We start from the raw sequence: 17,177 nt of genomic DNA, 5'->3' as shown, positions 1-17,177 counted from the left end.
GGAGCAATAATAAGAGATTTAGATTTAAGAAGACCTATATACAAGCAAGTAGCAGCTTATGGTCACTTTGGTAGAACTGATATAGATTTACCATGGGAAAGAACTGATAAAGCAGAGCTATTAAGAAAAGAAGCATTAGGACAATAATTTAAAATAACTATAGATAATTCACCTCTAGTTCAAGGGGTGAATTTTTTTTGTATAAAAGGTATAATAAATACAACTTAAGTGAACGATAGAAATATTATGGGTTGTAGGAGATGAATATGGAAAAATTAGAAGGAATGATAAGTGATATAGTATTTAAAAATGAGGATAATGGGTACACTATAGCCCACTTGGCTAACTCAGAGAATGAAGTAGTTATAGTTGGTTGTATGCCTACTTTATCTGTGGGGGAAAGCATAGAAGTTGAAGGAAAATGGACAAATCATAAAACTTATGGAACTCAGTTTGAAGTAAACAAATTTATGCCGGTAACACCAACGTCTTTAGAAGGAATATATGTATACTTATCTTCTGGTATGATACATGGAATCGGCGAAAAAATGGCAAAAAAAATAGTGGATAAGTTTGGAGTAAGTACATTAGATATAATTCAAAATAATCCTCATAGACTGAGTGAAGTGGATGGTATAGGTCAAAAGAAAATAGATCAGATAGTAAAAAGCTATGAAGAAAATAGAGAACTTAGAAATATAATAATAGAACTTTCTCCATATGGAATAACTCCTAACTACTGTATGAAAATATATAAAAAGTATAAAAACAAAGCTATTGAAGTTATAAATAAGAATCCATATAAATTAGCGGAAGATATAAGAGGTGTTGGATTCAAAATAGCAGACAATATAGCGAGTAAAATAGGAATTGAAAAAAATTCAAAGGATAGGGTCTCTCAAGGGATACTTTATACTCTAAACCAATCATTAGGGAATGGTCATACATACCTACCAGAAAATATCCTTATACAAGAAGCTATTAAATTATTAGGGGTAAAAGTAGAGCTTGTAAAAGAGTGTATACTAGAACTGGCATATGATCAAAAAATACATATAGAGAAAAAAGATAATCAACATCTAATATATTTAATACCATACTATTTATCGGAAAATGGAGTATGTAAACAAATAATAAAATTATCTCAGCATGAATTTAAAGATTTAAATATAGATATTGAAGAAGAGATAAGAATAGTAGAAAAAGAAGAAGGTATAAAGCTTGCTAATAATCAAATGTTAGCGGTAAAAGAAGCAATAGAAGGTGGAGTGGTAATAATAACTGGTGGTCCGGGAACAGGAAAAACTACTACTATCAACACCATAATAAAAATATTTGAAAATAATAACCAAGAAGTTGTATTAGCTGCCCCAACGGGGAGAGCAGCAAAGAGGATGAGTGAAACCTCAAGCAAAGAGGCTAAGACTATACATAGATTACTAGAAATGGGATATGCAACAGACAGTGATGAACTTCAATTTATGAAAAATGAAGAAGAGCCAATAAAGGCCGATGTAATAATAATAGATGAGGTTTCTATGGTTGATATTTTACTAATGTACTCTTTACTAAGGGCAATTAAACCTGGGACAAGGGTTATATTAGTAGGTGATAGTGATCAATTGCCATCAGTAGGTGCAGGAAATGTACTTAAAGATATGATAGATTCTTGTGTTATAAAAGTAGTTAGATTAACCGAGATATTTAGACAAGCTCAAGAAAGTATGATAGTAGTTAATGCTCATAAAATAAATAATGGACAGCCATTACATTTAAACTCTAAAGGGAAAGATTTCTTCTTTATAAGAAAAAGTACTAATGAAGAAATAATAAATGAAATAATAGGCTTAGTAAGTGAGAGATTACCTAAATTTTATAATGTTGATAAATTAAAAGATATACAAGTTTTATCTTCTATGAGAAAAGGAGACTTAGGGGTTACAAACCTAAATATAGAACTACAAAAGCATCTTAATAAACCTGAAAAGTATAAGGTAGAGGAAACTTTCCAACGAAGAATTTTTAGAGTTGGTGATAAGGTTATGCAAATAAAAAATAATTATACTAGAAAATGGGAAAATGAAGATAAAACTGATAGTGGAGAAGGTATATACAATGGTGATATTGGATATGTATATCATATAGATAAAGATAAAAGAACAGTATACGTTATATTTGATCAAATGAAAATTGTATCATATACCTATGATGAGCTAGATGAGTTAGATCATAGTTATTGTACGACTATTCATAAAAGCCAAGGAAGTGAATTTCCAGTAGTTGTGATACCTATAACTTGGGCTCCACCAATGCTTTTAAGTAGAAATTTATTATATACAGCAGTAACTAGAGCAAAAAAACTAGTTGTACTAGTAGGAGATGTAAAGTATCTAGAATACATGATAAAGAACAATAGAATTAATAATAGACATTCGAATTTATCCTATAAGCTAAATAAATTTAAGGAAGAAGGTTTGTTAATTAAGTAGATGTATAATTTCTTAATACATAAACAAAAACTAATAAGGGAAGTATTTCATACAAGTTTAGAATTATTATATCCGGAGAATATATCTTGCATAATTTGCAACAATCCTATAAAAACTACAAATACATATTCATTGTGTATATCTTGTTTTAAAGAATTGCAGTTTATATTAGATGGATGTTTAAAATGTGGAAAATCAATTATCAATGATTCTTTAGAAGAAGTAGATATTTGTAATTGTAGATATTGCAAAAATAAATCTTTTTATTTTGATAGAGCTATATCATGTATAGAATATAGTGAATTTAGTAAAAAAGTAGTTTTTGGATTAAAGTATAATAGAAAAACATATATGAGTAGATATATAGCTACTATAATGAAAGAAAGGATAGAACTAGAGAATTTAGAATTTGATTATATTTTGTTTGTTCCACTTCATAAAAAAAGGCAAAGAAAAAGAGGTTTTAATCAGTCAGAGAAAATAGCTAAGTACTTAGGTGAGCTATTAGATAAAGATGTTTTAGACATAGTTGTAAGAATTGAAAATACAAAAAGACTTTACAAATTAAATCAAGAAGAGAGGAAGAAAGAATTAAAGAATGTATTTGCATTGAAAGAAGAATCGTTCAAATTAAAAAATAGGAATGTTTTATTAGTAGATGATATTTTTACAACAGGATCAACAGTAAATGAAATATCAAAAATATTAAAGTTAAATAATGTAAATAGCGTTACAGTAATAACATTTTTAACCAGAACTATTGATACCTAAAATTACTATTGACATTAAGTTACTAAAATATTAAAATAGATAAGTAATATTTAGGTCTGTGGTTGAAAGTCCAAGCCAGTCGCAGGCAAAGGGATCCACGTAAGTTAACACTAAAAATTGGGTTAATGATCATGGTGCGGCTTAGAAGTAAGACCTACCGATATAAAATCGAGAGAGCTAGTAGTGCGGCAAACCCAAGCGAACCCTCCAGTAGGCGAGTGTGGGGTCAAAAACCAGGTCAGCTAAATATTCAAAAGTACCTTTAGAGGTGCTTTTTTTTTACAAAAATTTAAATTACGACAATAATTCACAAATTAATCACAATTATTATTGATATATGTGGATAGTTGAAGAATTATGAATAGCTAGAAATACAGTATTTAAGAGTTATTAACAAATTTATCCACATTATCCACAATAACAATAAAAGTAATAATCCACATGAAAATTATAAATATCAATAAATAAAATAATATAACTTTACTTGAATATAATGAATTATAAAAGTAAACAATAAAAATAAAGGATTGTATAAGTCGATATAGAATATATTATGTAAGTATAAAATATAAGTTTTATACCGTTATAACCGAAGGGAGATGTTCTTATGAATATAATTATATCTGGAAAACAAATAGAACTAACAGATGGAATAAAGTCATCGATAGAAGAAAAAATAGGTAAGTTAGATTTTTATCTTCATCCATCAACAGAGGCTAAAGTAACTGTTAGTGCTAAAAAAGCTAGACACAAAATAGAAGTAACAATAATCCCTATAAGTGGACCAATAATCAGAGCAGAAGATATAGAAGAAAATTTATATGCTGCTATAGATGTTGTATACGATAAATTAAATACACAATTGAGAAAATATAAAAAAAGATTGCATGATAGACATCATGTAAATGAGAGTATAAGATATCAAACAGATGATTTATTAGAGGATAGTGATTATTCTGAGGATGAAGAAAATATAGACATAGTTATAGAAAGACATAAGAAATTTGATATGAAACCTATGAGTCCAGAAGAAGCTGTTTTACAAATGGACCTTATAGGACATGATTTCTATATGTTCAGAAATGTTGATACTGATGATATTTCTATAGTTTATAGACGTAGAAATGGTGGATATGGAATGATAGAACATGAGTAAACTATATTAATGTATTTATATATTAAAAATAATGCCACTAATTAAAGACATATAAAATCTTTGTTAGTGGCATTTATTTTGTTTGTAGATAATAATTGAAAAAATAAAATATTAAGCAAGATCAAGTAAATACATGGTAAATATAACAATATAAAATCTATTGTTTTTATGGTAAAATGTATAATAGTATAATAAATGAGCGAGGAGAGATGCTAAACATGGGTTTTTTAGATAATTTATTCAATATGGCAGATAAAAGAGAACTAAAAAAATTCAATAAGATAGTTGATGAAATAGACTCTTTAGAATCAAAGTTCGAGCCTATGACAGATAAAGAACTTAAGAATATGACTAATATATTCAGAGAAAGACTAGATGGTGGAGAAAGTATAGATAGTATTTTACCAGAAGCATTTGCTGTAGTTAGAGAAGCATCTAAAAGAGTACTAGGTATGAGACACTATAGAGTACAGCTTATAGGTGGGATAGTGCTACATCAAGGTAGAATAGCAGAGATGAAAACAGGGGAAGGTAAAACGTTGGTTGCAACGGCTCCAGTATACTTAAACGCTCTTACAGGAAAAGGGGTACATGTAGTAACTGTAAATGATTACTTAGCAAAACGTGATAAAGAGCAAATGGGAAAAGTATATGAGTTTTTAGGAATGACTGTAGGTGTAATAGTTCACGGTCAAAACCCACAAGTTAGAAGAGAACAATATCAATGTGACATAACTTATGGAACAAACAATGAGTATGGGTTTGATTACTTAAAAGATAATATGGTAATACATAAAGAACAAATGGTTCAAAGAGAATTAAACTATGCTATAGTGGATGAGGTCGATTCAATACTTGTCGATGAAGCAAGAACTCCTCTTATCATATCAGGACCTGGAGATAAATCTACTCATTTATATTCGGATGCGAATACATTTGTATTAACACTAAAGCCAGATGACTATGAGATAGAAGAAAAACAAAAAGCGGTGTCTTTAACAGAATCAGGTATACAAAAATCAGAAATTTACTTCAATGTTGATAATATAACTGATGTAGCTCATATAGAGTTATATCACCATATAAACCAAGCATTAAAAGCGCACGTTATAATGAAGCGTGATGTTGACTATGTATCTAAAGATGGAGAAATAGTTATAGTTGATGAATTTACAGGAAGACTTATGTTTGGTAGAAGATATTCTGAAGGATTACACCAAGCTATAGAAGCTAAAGAAGGTTTAAGAATACAAAGAGAATCAAAAACATTAGCTACTGTAACATTCCAAAATTACTTTAGAATGTACAATAAGTTATCAGGTATGACAGGTACAGCTAAAACTGAAGAAGAAGAATTTAAAGCAATATATAAAATGGACGTTGTCCAAATACCTACAAACAAAGGTGTACAAAGGGAAGATTTACCAGATTCTGTATACAAAAATATGAAAGGTAAATTCAATGCAGTTGCTGAGGATATAATAGAAAGACATAAAACAAAGCAACCAATATTAGTAGGTACAGTTTCAATAGAAACTTCAGAATTATTATCTCATCTATTAAAAAGAAGAGGAATAAAGCATGAAGTATTAAATGCAAAATATCATGAAAAAGAAGCAGAAATAATATCACAAGCTGGTAGATTAGGAGCAGTAACTATAGCAACTAACATGGCAGGTCGTGGAACAGATATAGTTCTAGGAGGTAACCCTACTTTCTTAACTAAAAAAGAAATGAAGAAAATGGGATACGAAGAAGATGTTATAAATAGAGTAGATGCATCATTAGAAGGAATAGAAAAAGAAGGAAATGAAGAATTATTTGCAGCTAGAGAAGAATACGTAAAATTATATGCAAAGTATAAAGCACAAACTCAAGCAGAGCAAGAAGAAGTTTTAAAAGCTGGTGGTTTAGCTATTATAGGTACAGAAAGACATGAATCTAGAAGAATAGATAACCAGTTAAGAGGACGTGCTGGTCGTCAAGGTGACCCAGGTAGTTCAAGATTCTATATATCTTTAGAAGACGACCTTATGAGATTATTTGGAAGTGAAAGAATAACTTCTGTTGTTGAAAAAATAGGTCTTGAAGAAGACATGCCTATAGAGCATAAGATGTTAACTAAATCAATAGAAAGTGCTCAAAAGAAAGTTGAAGGTAGAAACTTTGGTATAAGAAAACATGTACTTCAATATGATGATGTTATGAATAAGCAAAGAGAAATAATCTACGCTGAGAGAAGACGTGTATTAGAAGGAGAAAACTTACAAGAACAAATACAAGGTATGATCCTATCTATAATAGAAGACACAGTAGCTGCATATACTTTAGAAGATGGATTTAATTTCGTTGGATTTAGGGATTACCTATACCATGTATTCCTACCAAAAGGAAGTATAGAAATACCAGATGTGGAAAAACTTAATACTACTCAAATCGTAGAAGAAGTTTATAACATAGCAATGAAGATATACCAAGGTAAAGAGGAAAGAATAGGATCTGAAAGAATGAGAGAAGTTGAAAGAGTAGTATTACTTCAATCAGTAGATAACCATTGGATAGATCATATAGATGCAATGGATCAATTGCGTCAAGGTATAGGTCTTCGTGCAATAGGTCAACAAGATCCAGTAGTTGCATACAAAATGGAAGGATTTGATATGTTTGATGAAATGACTAAGCATATCAAAGAAGATACTGTAAGATACCTATTTAATATAACTATAGAAGAGCCTGTAGAAAGAAAACAGGTTATAGATGTTGACCACTTATCATCAAATACTGATGAAGAATCATCAAACAAAACTGTTAGAAAAGAAGAGACAGTGGGAAGAAATGATGATTGCCCTTGTGGAAGTGGGAAGAAATACAAAAAATGTTGTGGTAGATAATTTCGGAGGACAGAAATGTTAAAATTACAAGACTATAGAAATAGCATAGAGTCAATGTCTTCAAATCTAGATGAAATGAGGGTTTCTCTTTGACATTGCTGGTGCACTAGCTAAAATAGAAGAAAACGAGGAAAAAATGAACGAGCAAGATTTCTGGAACGACAATGAACTTGCTCAGAAAGTTCTTCAAGAAAATAAGGTTTTAAAAGAAACAGTAGAAGAATTTAATACTTTAAAAGAAACAGTAGAAGAAATTGAAGTTTTAATAGAATTAGGACTAGAAGAGAATGATGAATCTATAGAAAAAGAAATAGAAGAGTCTATATCAAAGCTTGAAAAAGAAATAGATACTCTTAAGATTAAAACATTACTTAGCGGAGAATATGATAAAAATAATGCAATTTTGTCTATAAATGCAGGAACTGGTGGTTTAGATGCTCAAGATTGGGCACAAATGCTACTAAGAATGTATATTAGATGGGGAGAAGGTAAGGATTATAAGGTCAAAGTTTTAGATATGCTATCAGACCCAGCAGCAGGTATAAAAAGTGCAACACTTCTAATAGAAGGAATAAATGCATATGGGTACCTAAAGAGTGAAAAGGGAGTTCATCGTATAGTAAGAATATCTCCTTTCGACCCATCAGGAAAGAGACATACTTCATTTGCATCAATAGATGTATTACCAGAGTTAGATGAAAATATAAATATAGATATTAATCAAGCTGATTTAAAAATAGACACATACAGAGCCTCTGGAGCAGGAGGACAGCATGTAAATACTACAGATTCAGCTGTAAGAATAACACATATTCCTACAGGAGTAGTAGTTCAGTGTCAAAATGAAAGATCTCAGCATAAAAACAAAGATACAGCAATGAGAATGCTTATGGCAAAGCTTATAGAACTTAAAGAGTTAGAGCAAAAAGAAAAGATAGAAGACATTCAAGGTAAATATTCTCAGATAACTTGGGGAAGTCAAATCAGGTCATATGTATTCCAACCATACAAGTTAGTTAAAGATCATAGAACTAATGCAGAAGTAGGTAATGTAGATAGTGTAATGGATGGAAATATAGATTTATTTATAAATGAATATTTAAAAATGAATAAATCTAGTAAATAGGAAAATAAGGGCTTGAGAATTTTATTCTCGAGCCCTATTTTGAGGCTACATATAAATTTCTACGAAAGAAGAGGACAAATATGAAAGTAAATGAAATCTTAAAAAAAGAGTTTAACCTTAGAGATGAACAAATAAGTAATACTATAAAGCTTATAGATGAAGGAAATACAATTCCGTTCATAGCTAGATATAGAAAAGAAATGACCGGAGAAATGAGTGATGTTGTATTAAGAGCTTTTCATGATAAGCTAGTATATTTAAGAAATTTAGAAAGTAGAAAAGAAGATGTAATAAGAATCATAGAAGAACAAGGTAAACTTACTGAAGAGTTAAAGAAGAACATAGTAAAAGCAAATACACTTCAGGAAGTAGAAGATATTTATGCTCCGTTCAAACAAAAGAAAAGAACAAGAGCAACTATAGCAAAAGAAAAAGGATTAGAAAATCTTGCTTTAGCTATACTAAATGGAGAAATAGAAAATCTAAGTATAGAAGCTAAAAAATACATTAATACAGAAAAAGACGTAAATAGTGAAGATGATGCTATAAAAGGCGCAAAGGATATAATTGCCGAAGTAGTTTCAGAAGATGCTAAGATAAGAAAATATATAAGAGAACTAGCATTAAGAGAAGGTATGATTAGTACAAAAAATTCTAAAGATGAAAAATCAGTTTATGATATGTACTACGATTACAATGAAGCAGTAAAGACGATAGCTCCACATAGGGTACTAGCAGTAAATAGAGGAGAAAAGGAAGGATTCTTAAAAGTTAAATTAGAAATAAACAATGATAAAGTAATAAATCATATAGTAAGTGAGTATGTAAATGAAAAGAATAAATCAAAAGAAGAAATAATATCATCTATAGAGGATGCTTATAAGAGATTAATATTCCCATCTATAGAAAGAGAAATAAGAAATCAACTAACAGAAAATGCACAAGAAAGGGCAATAAGTGTATTTGGTAAAAATATAAAGAGCTTATTATTACAACCACCTGTTAAAGATAAAGTAGTCATGGGATTTGACCCAGCATTTAGAACAGGATGTAAAATAGCTGTTGTAGACAAAAATGGTAAATTATTAGATTTTACAACTGTTTATCCTACACAGCCACAAAACAAAGTAGAAGAAGCTAAAAAAGAGTTAAAAGAATTAATAAGAAAATACTCAATAGACATAATATCTATAGGAAATGGAACAGCATCAAGAGAATCAGAAAAAATAGTATCAGATATGATTAAAGAAATGGATGAAGAAGTTCAATACATAATAGTAAATGAAGCAGGAGCATCTGTATATTCTGCATCAGAACTTGCAAATGAAGAACATCCAGACATAAACGTATCTATAAGAGGTGCTATATCAATAGCTAGAAGATTACAAGATCCATTAGCAGAGCTTGTAAAAATAGATCCTAAGAGTATAGGTGTAGGTCAATATCAACATGACCTTAACCAAAAAAGATTAGAGCAAGTTTTAGGTGGAGTTGTAGAAGATTCAGTTAATAGTGTTGGAGTTGATTTAAATACAGCATCATATTCTTTATTAGAGCATATTGCTGGTATAAGTCATAGTATAGCTAAAAATATAGTAGCATATAGAGAAGAAAATGGTGATTTTACATCTAGAGCACAACTTAAAAAAGTGAAAAGGCTAGGGCCACAAGCCTTCACTCAATGTGCAGGGTTTATGAGAATATCTGATGCTAAAAATCCTTTGGATAATACCGGTGTTCACCCAGAAAGCTATAAGACTTGCGAAAGTATGTTAAAATTATTAGGATATTCAATGGACGACTTAAAAAACAGAAATATAGAAGACATAGATTCTAAAGTTGAACAAATAGGGCTTAAAAAATTAAGTGAAGAGTTAGAAGTTGGAGAATTAACATTAAAGGACATTATAGCTGAAATTAAAAAGCCAGGTAGAGACCCTAGAGAAGAAGGCATAAAACCTATACTTAGAACTGATGTCTTAAAAATAGAAGACATTCAAGAAGGAATGGTACTAAAAGGAACAGTTAGAAATGTAGTAGACTTTGGAGCATTTGTTGATATAGGTATAAAAAATGATGGATTAGTTCACAAATCTCAAATGAGTAAAAGCTTTGTAAAGGACCCTATGGACATAGTTACAGTAGGAGATATTATCGATGTAAAAGTTATAGGGGTAGATATAGATAAGCAAAGAGTGGCTTTATCTATGAACATATAAATCATATTAGGAGGGAAGATATGCTTCTTATAAAAAATGGTGTAATAAACACTATAACAAATGGAATAATTGAAGGAGATATCCTTATAGAAAATGGAAAAATAAAAGAAATAGGAAGTAATATAACTTCTCAAGAGGATATAAAAATAATAGATGTAGAAGGTAAATTTGTATTTCCAGGATTTATAGATGCACATACACATCTAGGATTATGGGAAGATGGAATGGGATTTGAAGGTGCTGACGGAAATGAAGAAACAGATCCTATAACACCACACTTAAACCCAATAGATGGTATAAACCCAATGGATAATACATTTACAGAAGCAGTTCAAGGTGGTATAACATCAGTATGTACTACACCTGGAAGTGCTAATGTTATGGGTGGAGAATGTATAGCTATAAAAACTTATGGGAAAAGAATAGATAAGATGGTTCTTAAAAATCCAGTGGCATCAAAAATTGCATTTGGAGAAAATCCTAAGAGCTGTTATGGAAGAGATGAAAAAATGCCTCAAACTAGAATGGCTATAGCAGCACTTTTAAGAGAGCATTTAAAAAAAGCTGAAGAATATTTAGAAGAAATAGAATTATACGAAGAACATGAAGATCATGATAAGCCAGAGTATGATATGAAAATGGAATGTATGATACCTATATTAAAGGGTGAAATACCATTTAAAGTTCATGCGCATAGAGCAGATGATATATTTACAGCTATAAGAATAGCTAAAGAATTTGATATCAAGTTAACTTTAGATCATTGTACAGAAGGGCATCTTATAGCGGATGAATTAGCTGAAGAAGGATATCCTGTTGTAGTTGGACCGTCATTATCAGAAAGATCTAAAATAGAACTTAGAAATCTGACTTTTGATACAGCAGGCATACTTGCAAAAGAAGGGCTTCAAGTTTCGTTAACAACAGATCATCCTGTAATACCAGTACAATACTTACCAATATGCTCTGGAATAGCAGTAAAACATGGTATGGAAAAAGAAAAAGCCCTTGAAGCTATAACTATAAACCCAGCCAAAACTTTAGGTGTAGAAGATAGAGTTGGATCTTTAGAGGTTGGAAAAGATGCAGATATAGTTGTATGGGATGGTTGCCCTCTAGAAATACAAAGCAATGTACTAATGACTATTATAGATGGAAAAGTGGTTTATAGAAGATAGATATGGGTATAATAGTATTGTCATCGTAATAAAAAAACTATATCAAAAAACTTATATCTAATAACCAGTTGACTTTGAATAAACTATTTAATATTATTAAAATATACGGAAAATTAAATAGTTTCTGAAGATCTTCGGGGCAGGGTGAAATTCCCTACCGGCGGTTATAGCCCGCGAGCTACAAAAGTAGCATGATTTGGTGAGATTCCAAAGCCGACAGTAAAGTCTGGATGAGAGAAGATATTTATGGAAATATTTCTACATAAGGACATATTTATAGTTTTTTGCTATATCCATAAAAGCTCGAAGGTAAGATCTTCGAGCTTTTTATTTTTCCTAATAAAAATTAGGAGGTAAAAAATTATGCAACAAACAATTAAAAGTAATAGGATGTTTTCTACATCCACATTAGTAAAGGTAGGTATATTATCAGCTATAGGATATATACTGATGTTTATATCAGTTCCAATACCTGTATTATTCCCAGATTTCTTAAAAATAGATATATCAGATTTAACTGCACTTTTAGGAGGAATAGCTTTAGGACCTGCTGCTGGTGTTATGATAGCTTTTTTAAAGAATTTGCTTCAATTTATAACAGGAATGTCTACTACAGGCGGGGTAGGAGAGTTAGCAAACTTTATAATAGGTGGATCATTTGTATGGACAGTATCATATATATATAGCAAAAGAAGAAAAACAAATAGCCTTATAATTGGTCTTTTATTAGGAATTATAGTTATGACAATAGTAGGATGTTTATCTAACTACTTTATCATGTTACCATTTTATAGTACTATAATGCCAATTGAAGCAGTTATAGAAATGGGTGCAGCGATAAATCCAGTAATCGTAGATAAATTAAGTTTTGTTATATGGATAATAGCACCATTTAATATATTAAAAGCAACAATAATGTCTCTGTTAACATTACCAATGTATAAAAAAACTGAAAAAGTTTTAAATAGAATGAAATAAAAATAAAGCTATCTCTTAGAAGGGATAGCTTTATTTTTATAAATTTTTTATATGACAATAAATTTAAAAAAGTTATATAAACTAATAAATATGTTGGTAAGTTAAATTTTAACTAAAAATACTCCCAATATACAATTATACTTAAAATAGCAGCAATTATAGTATATAGAACAGAAACTATAAAGGGAGGACTTATATAAAATCTTAAAAAATGTGTATTTCTACGAGATTCACTTTCTAATAAGTGCTTAATTGGTAGGTCAGTTTTGAAAGTAAAAAAGCCACCTTCACTAGAGAAATAAAAAATAATTACTGATATTAATAAACCTGTTAAAAATGACATTTCTATAAATGATGTATTAAATAATTTAGAGAATAAAAAATTAATAGTAACTAATACGATAAGAGATAATAAAGAGTATATCCAGTTTTTCATATAATACCTCCAAAAACTAAAACTTACTATATCAGTACGGGACACCTGAGAAAGATATTTCCATCATGCTTTCACAATATAATTATTTTCTGAATCACATGTACATACAAGCATATTTGGTTACTGTTTATAACTAATTTATATGTAATATTTCATTAATTGTTACATGTTTTTAATACGGATTTTTCTATAGATTAGCAACATCTTAATTAGTATTTGATGATGTTATATATTGAACGAATTTTTTGCTTTATAAATTGTATTCTCCATAGCAACTTTAAATCCTGCGTATTCAATCATTGATAAATCGTTTTTGCTATCACCTTTACACATAATTTCATCTCTTTTAAAATTTTAAATTTGATTTTTTCATCGTCTTTTAGATGATTATTTAAAAATTTATAAATATAATTTTTTGAAAGTACATTAATTGATGCAATACCAAAGTTCGCAGTTAAATAAGAAAACACTCTATATTTTTTCGGAGTATCTAGAGAATATTTAAATTCACTAGATGTTAATGAGTTTTTGTAAATAACTTGCCCACCACTTCTATCAATAAAAGCCTTATTAGATGCTATTATTAGTGTTTAATCCGATTTAATCATAGTATATTTAGCACAATAATATACTCTGTCAGTAGTGATAGCAGCATAAACATCTTTAGAAAAAGCGCTTTTAATAGCAGTTTTATTTTTTTAGAAATGGTTTGTTGATCTATTAAAGGAGTACCATTTATATCTATAAAAATTAATTTTATATTCATATTAAATTTCTTTTAAATTTATTATAATAACTACAAAAAGTAGGTTAAATTGAAAAAATATACAATTATGAAAGGAAAAACTTATTATATCTAATAAAGCGTATGATATAAATAATCATTAAAATAATGTACAAGTATATAGAACTTTAGTAAATTTCTAAATATAAAGAAATAAACGTTTTCTGTTTTTGTTTTTTTGTCAAGGGTATATGTACTCATGTACAGCGATTTGCTGTATATAATTTTGGGGAGGTGTTCAAAATGAACAAGAATTTAGAAGAACAGAGAAATCGAACTATAGGGGTAGGTCCCGGAAAGGTAAGAAAAGTAAGAGCAGCTAAGGTAGATAAAACAGCTATAAGTCCATATAATCGTTACTGTGATGGATACGGAATGCCAGGAGCTTATGGAAATGGATATGTTTCAGTTCTTACAGTTTCTGTAGGTACAGTTAAAAAAACAGATGACTTCTTATTAGACGGAATAGTTTCATATGACAGGGCGGAAATAAATGATGCATATGTCGGTCAAATAAATATGCTTACAGCTTCATCTTTTTGTGGTATAGCAGGGCAAGTATGGGGTTATGATTTAGCAACACATATGAATATAGCGGATGAAAAAGAACAACCATTATTTGATGTTGAACAATTTGATGGAACACCACTTAAAGTGTATGACGCTAAACCTTTATTAGAAGCAGGTATTGAATTATTCGGTACAGAAAAAAATAGACGTTTCCCAACAATACCAGGAGCTCATGTAATATGCGCAAACAAGAGTGTTACATCTTATAGACCAAAAGAAAATAGACCTTTAAAAGAAGGAGAAGCTTACGGAGTTTGGTCATTTATAGCAATTTCATTATCAAATGATAGAGATAATTGTGCGGATTTATTTATAGAAGATGCGGGACTTTGGACAAAAAATGATAATGAAGAAGATTTAAAGAAATTCTTAGAAAAACACAGAAAAGCAGTTGCTTGGTCAGTTAAAGAGTGTGGTAGAGATTCACATGTAGTATTTGATAGAACTTATGTAGGATTTGCATATACAATAATGAAACCAGGTGAAATCGGAAATGCATTAACTTGCGCTCCATATGTAACTTTAGCAAGAGATGCAGTACCTGAAAGCGGATTTTCAAGTTTAAATCAATTAACACTTAATGAGTGGTTAGATGAGATGGAATTTAAACCATTAACAGAATGTACTCAGAAATAATTATTTTTAAGTACATTTTGTTAAGAGTTTAAATTGCAAAATGCACTTAAAGCTAGTAATTTTCATAAAACTTAATAAAATTTAGGAGGGCTATTATGAGCGATAAAAGTAGCAGTAGCGAAGCGAAAGATAATAGCACTAAAAAGCTTGGTGTAGTTGCTCTAGCGGGCGTAGTAATAAGCGCTATGCTAGGTGGTGGAGTTTATAATCTACCGCAAAATATGGCTCAACATGCATCTGCCGGTGCAATACTAATTGCATGGATAATAACTGGTTTTGGTATGTGGTTTATTGCAAACACTTTTAGAGTGCTTGCAGCAGCCAGACCAGATGTGACAACTGGTATATATGCTTATGGTGAGTTAGGATTTGGTAAATTTACAGGTTTCTTAATGGCATGGGGGTATTGGATATGTAACTCTTTCGCCAATGTAGGATATGCAGTACTATTAATGGATTCACTTAACTATTTCTTCCCATCATATTTTACAGGTGGGAATAACTGGTTGTCTATTGCTTGTGGATCAATAGTACTTTGGATTATTTATTTTGCAGTTTTATCAGGTGTTAAACAAGCTGCATTTTTTAATATAATAGGAACAATCGGTAAACTAGTTCCATTAGCTATATTTATATTAATATTAGCTATATCATTTAAAGTTTCATTTTTCTTTACTGATTTTTGGGGATTAAAAACTGTTGAATCAGTTCATGATAGTGCATTAGGTGGATTATTGCCTCAGGTTAAGAGTACTATGCTGGTAACTTTATGGGTATTTACAGGTATAGAAGGAGCAGTTGTTGTATCTGGTAGAGCTAAATCACAAAAAGATGTTGGGAAAGCTACATTTTTAGGGTTCTTAATTTGCCTTTTACTATATACTATGCTTTCATTATTACCACTTGGTGTAGTTCCTCAAGGGACTGTATCTAAAATGGCACCACCGTCAACTGCAGCAGTCTTAATGACTATAATTGGTAAATGGGGTAGTATAATAATGAATGTTGGTGTAATTATAGCCATTTTAAGTTCCTGGCTTATATGGACAGTTATGTTAACAGAATTACCATATGCAGCAGCAAAAGGTGGAACATTCCCTAAAGTATTTACAAAAGAAAATACAAAAGAAGCACCATCATTTTCATTACTTGCCTCTACTATTGTAATGCAAATAATATTAATATGTGTTCATTTTACAGGAAATGCTTGGAACATGATGTTAAGTATAACAAGTGTTATGGCTTTACCTTGTTATATAGCTTCAACTTTATACTTATATAAAATATCTTCAAAAGAGGATGCTTATCCAAAAAAAATATTTGCAAGTCGTACTTATGCATATATAACTTCCATAATAGGTACTATATATGGGTTATGGTTATTATATGCAGCAGGGTTAGAATATTTATTAATATCATTAATTATCTATGCGATAGGTATCCCAGTATTTAAAAAAGCAAGAAAAGAAATAGAGCCAGACAAACCTGAATTTACTAAGATAGAAAGATATGTTGCTATAGGGCTAATAGTGCTTGGGATAGTAGGTTTAATATATTTATTTAAATTTATGTAATTTAGATAAAATGAGAAAATAGAGAGATTATAAAAATTAATCTCTCTATTTTTCGTTTTATTTAGAACCCAAATATTTTATTATATAAGAATATATTCATTATTAACTTTGTTTCTTTGAGTATATTATGGCTTAAATATATGTGTATTCAAAGTAAAAAGCACCTACTAATTTCTTAGCAAGTGCTTTAGGGGAATAAGGAATATATTGTTTGGGGGAATAAATATTTCTTATACTCTAATTATTGTCATATTGAAAAATTATATACATATTTTATAAAAAAATTTATTGATAATGAATATTATTAAAATATTAAATTAAAAAGAAAAAACTGCCTATATTACAGGCAGTAGGAAATAATTTTTAAAA

The 17,177-nt window shown here is 29.8% G+C and carries 12 protein-coding genes, 1 pseudogene and 1 riboswitch; of the genes and pseudogenes, 11 read left to right on the top strand and 2 right to left on the bottom strand.

Annotated features, from left to right (window positions below):
• The 9 genes from I4U89_RS12670 to I4U89_RS12630 all read left to right on the top strand — a co-directional run.
• The coding region (locus I4U89_RS12670; protein WP_195940710.1) for a methionine adenosyltransferase domain-containing protein at positions 1 to 147 on the top strand (147 nt) is incomplete at its 5' end.
• 119 nt (positions 148 to 266) lie between these two features.
• Entirely contained in the window at positions 267 to 2,489 is a 2,223-nt protein-coding gene (recD2, locus tag I4U89_RS12665; RefSeq protein ID WP_195940709.1) for an SF1B family DNA helicase RecD2, read from the top strand.
• On the top strand, positions 2,490 to 3,260 hold the full coding sequence (locus tag I4U89_RS12660; protein ID WP_195940708.1) for a ComF family protein: 771 nt from the start codon (positions 2,490 to 2,492) through the stop codon (positions 3,258 to 3,260).
• A gap of 607 nt (positions 3,261 to 3,867) precedes the next feature.
• A complete protein-coding gene (hpf, locus tag I4U89_RS12655) occupies positions 3,868 to 4,416 on the top strand; it encodes a ribosome hibernation-promoting factor, HPF/YfiA family (protein ID WP_195940707.1) in 549 nt (182 codons plus the stop codon).
• A 218-nt stretch (positions 4,417 to 4,634) separates the two neighbouring features.
• Complete coding sequence (gene secA / locus I4U89_RS12650; RefSeq protein ID WP_195940706.1) at positions 4,635 to 7,307, top strand: preprotein translocase subunit SecA; 2,673 nt, start codon at positions 4,635 to 4,637, stop codon at positions 7,305 to 7,307.
• Positions 7,308 to 7,322: 15 nt separating this feature from the next.
• Positions 7,323 to 8,433, top strand: a protein-coding gene (gene prfB, locus I4U89_RS12645) for a peptide chain release factor 2 (RefSeq protein ID WP_195940705.1) whose coding sequence is annotated in 2 segments (ribosomal slippage) — positions 7,323 to 7,397 and positions 7,399 to 8,433 — 1,110 coding nt in all. Because the reading frame shifts where the segments join, the coding sequence is not laid out codon by codon here.
• An 80-nt stretch (positions 8,434 to 8,513) separates the two neighbouring features.
• The gene (locus I4U89_RS12640) at positions 8,514 to 10,652 is read left to right on the top strand and encodes a Tex family protein (RefSeq protein ID WP_195940704.1); all 2,139 of its coding nucleotides are present in this window, start codon (positions 8,514 to 8,516) and stop codon (positions 10,650 to 10,652) included.
• A gap of 20 nt (positions 10,653 to 10,672) precedes the next feature.
• Positions 10,673 to 11,830 carry an amidohydrolase gene (locus tag I4U89_RS12635; RefSeq protein ID WP_195940703.1) on the top strand — a complete coding sequence of 386 codons (1,158 nt, stop codon included), beginning with the start codon at positions 10,673 to 10,675 and terminating at the stop codon, positions 11,828 to 11,830.
• A 126-nt stretch (positions 11,831 to 11,956) separates the two neighbouring features.
• Positions 11,957 to 12,076: riboswitch (FMN riboswitch) on the top strand.
• 117 nt (positions 12,077 to 12,193) lie between these two features.
• Positions 12,194 to 12,808 (top strand): ECF transporter S component, encoded by a 615-nt coding sequence (locus tag I4U89_RS12630; protein WP_195940702.1) that lies wholly within the window; start codon positions 12,194 to 12,196, stop codon positions 12,806 to 12,808.
• Positions 12,809 to 12,920: 112 nt separating this feature from the next.
• Here I4U89_RS12630 and I4U89_RS12625 read toward each other — a convergent pair whose 3' ends face one another.
• Positions 12,921 to 13,244 carry a hypothetical protein gene (locus I4U89_RS12625; RefSeq protein ID WP_195940701.1) on the bottom strand — a complete coding sequence of 108 codons (324 nt, stop codon included), beginning with the start codon at positions 13,242 to 13,244 and terminating at the stop codon, positions 12,921 to 12,923.
• Positions 13,245 to 13,469: 225 nt separating this feature from the next.
• Positions 13,470 to 13,586, bottom strand: a pseudogene (locus I4U89_RS12620) (HAD hydrolase family protein); the annotation flags it as partial.
• A gap of 685 nt (positions 13,587 to 14,271) precedes the next feature.
• Between I4U89_RS12620 and hdcA the strand changes: the two are divergent.
• Both hdcA and I4U89_RS12610 read left to right on the top strand, forming a co-directional pair.
• The gene (hdcA, locus tag I4U89_RS12615; protein WP_195940699.1) at positions 14,272 to 15,234 is read left to right on the top strand and encodes a histidine decarboxylase, pyruvoyl type; all 963 of its coding nucleotides are present in this window, start codon (positions 14,272 to 14,274) and stop codon (positions 15,232 to 15,234) included.
• Positions 15,235 to 15,329: 95 nt separating this feature from the next.
• Entirely contained in the window at positions 15,330 to 16,808 is a 1,479-nt protein-coding gene (locus I4U89_RS12610; RefSeq protein WP_195940698.1) for a basic amino acid/polyamine antiporter, read from the top strand.
• Positions 16,809 to 17,177 lie beyond the last annotated feature (369 nt).

The sequence above is a fragment of the Romboutsia sp. 1001713B170131_170501_G6 genome, assembly GCF_015668195.1.
In the GTDB taxonomy this organism is placed as follows: Bacteria; Bacillota; Clostridia; order Peptostreptococcales; family Peptostreptococcaceae; genus Romboutsia_C.
This window is presented reverse-complemented; position numbering and strand designations above follow the sequence as displayed.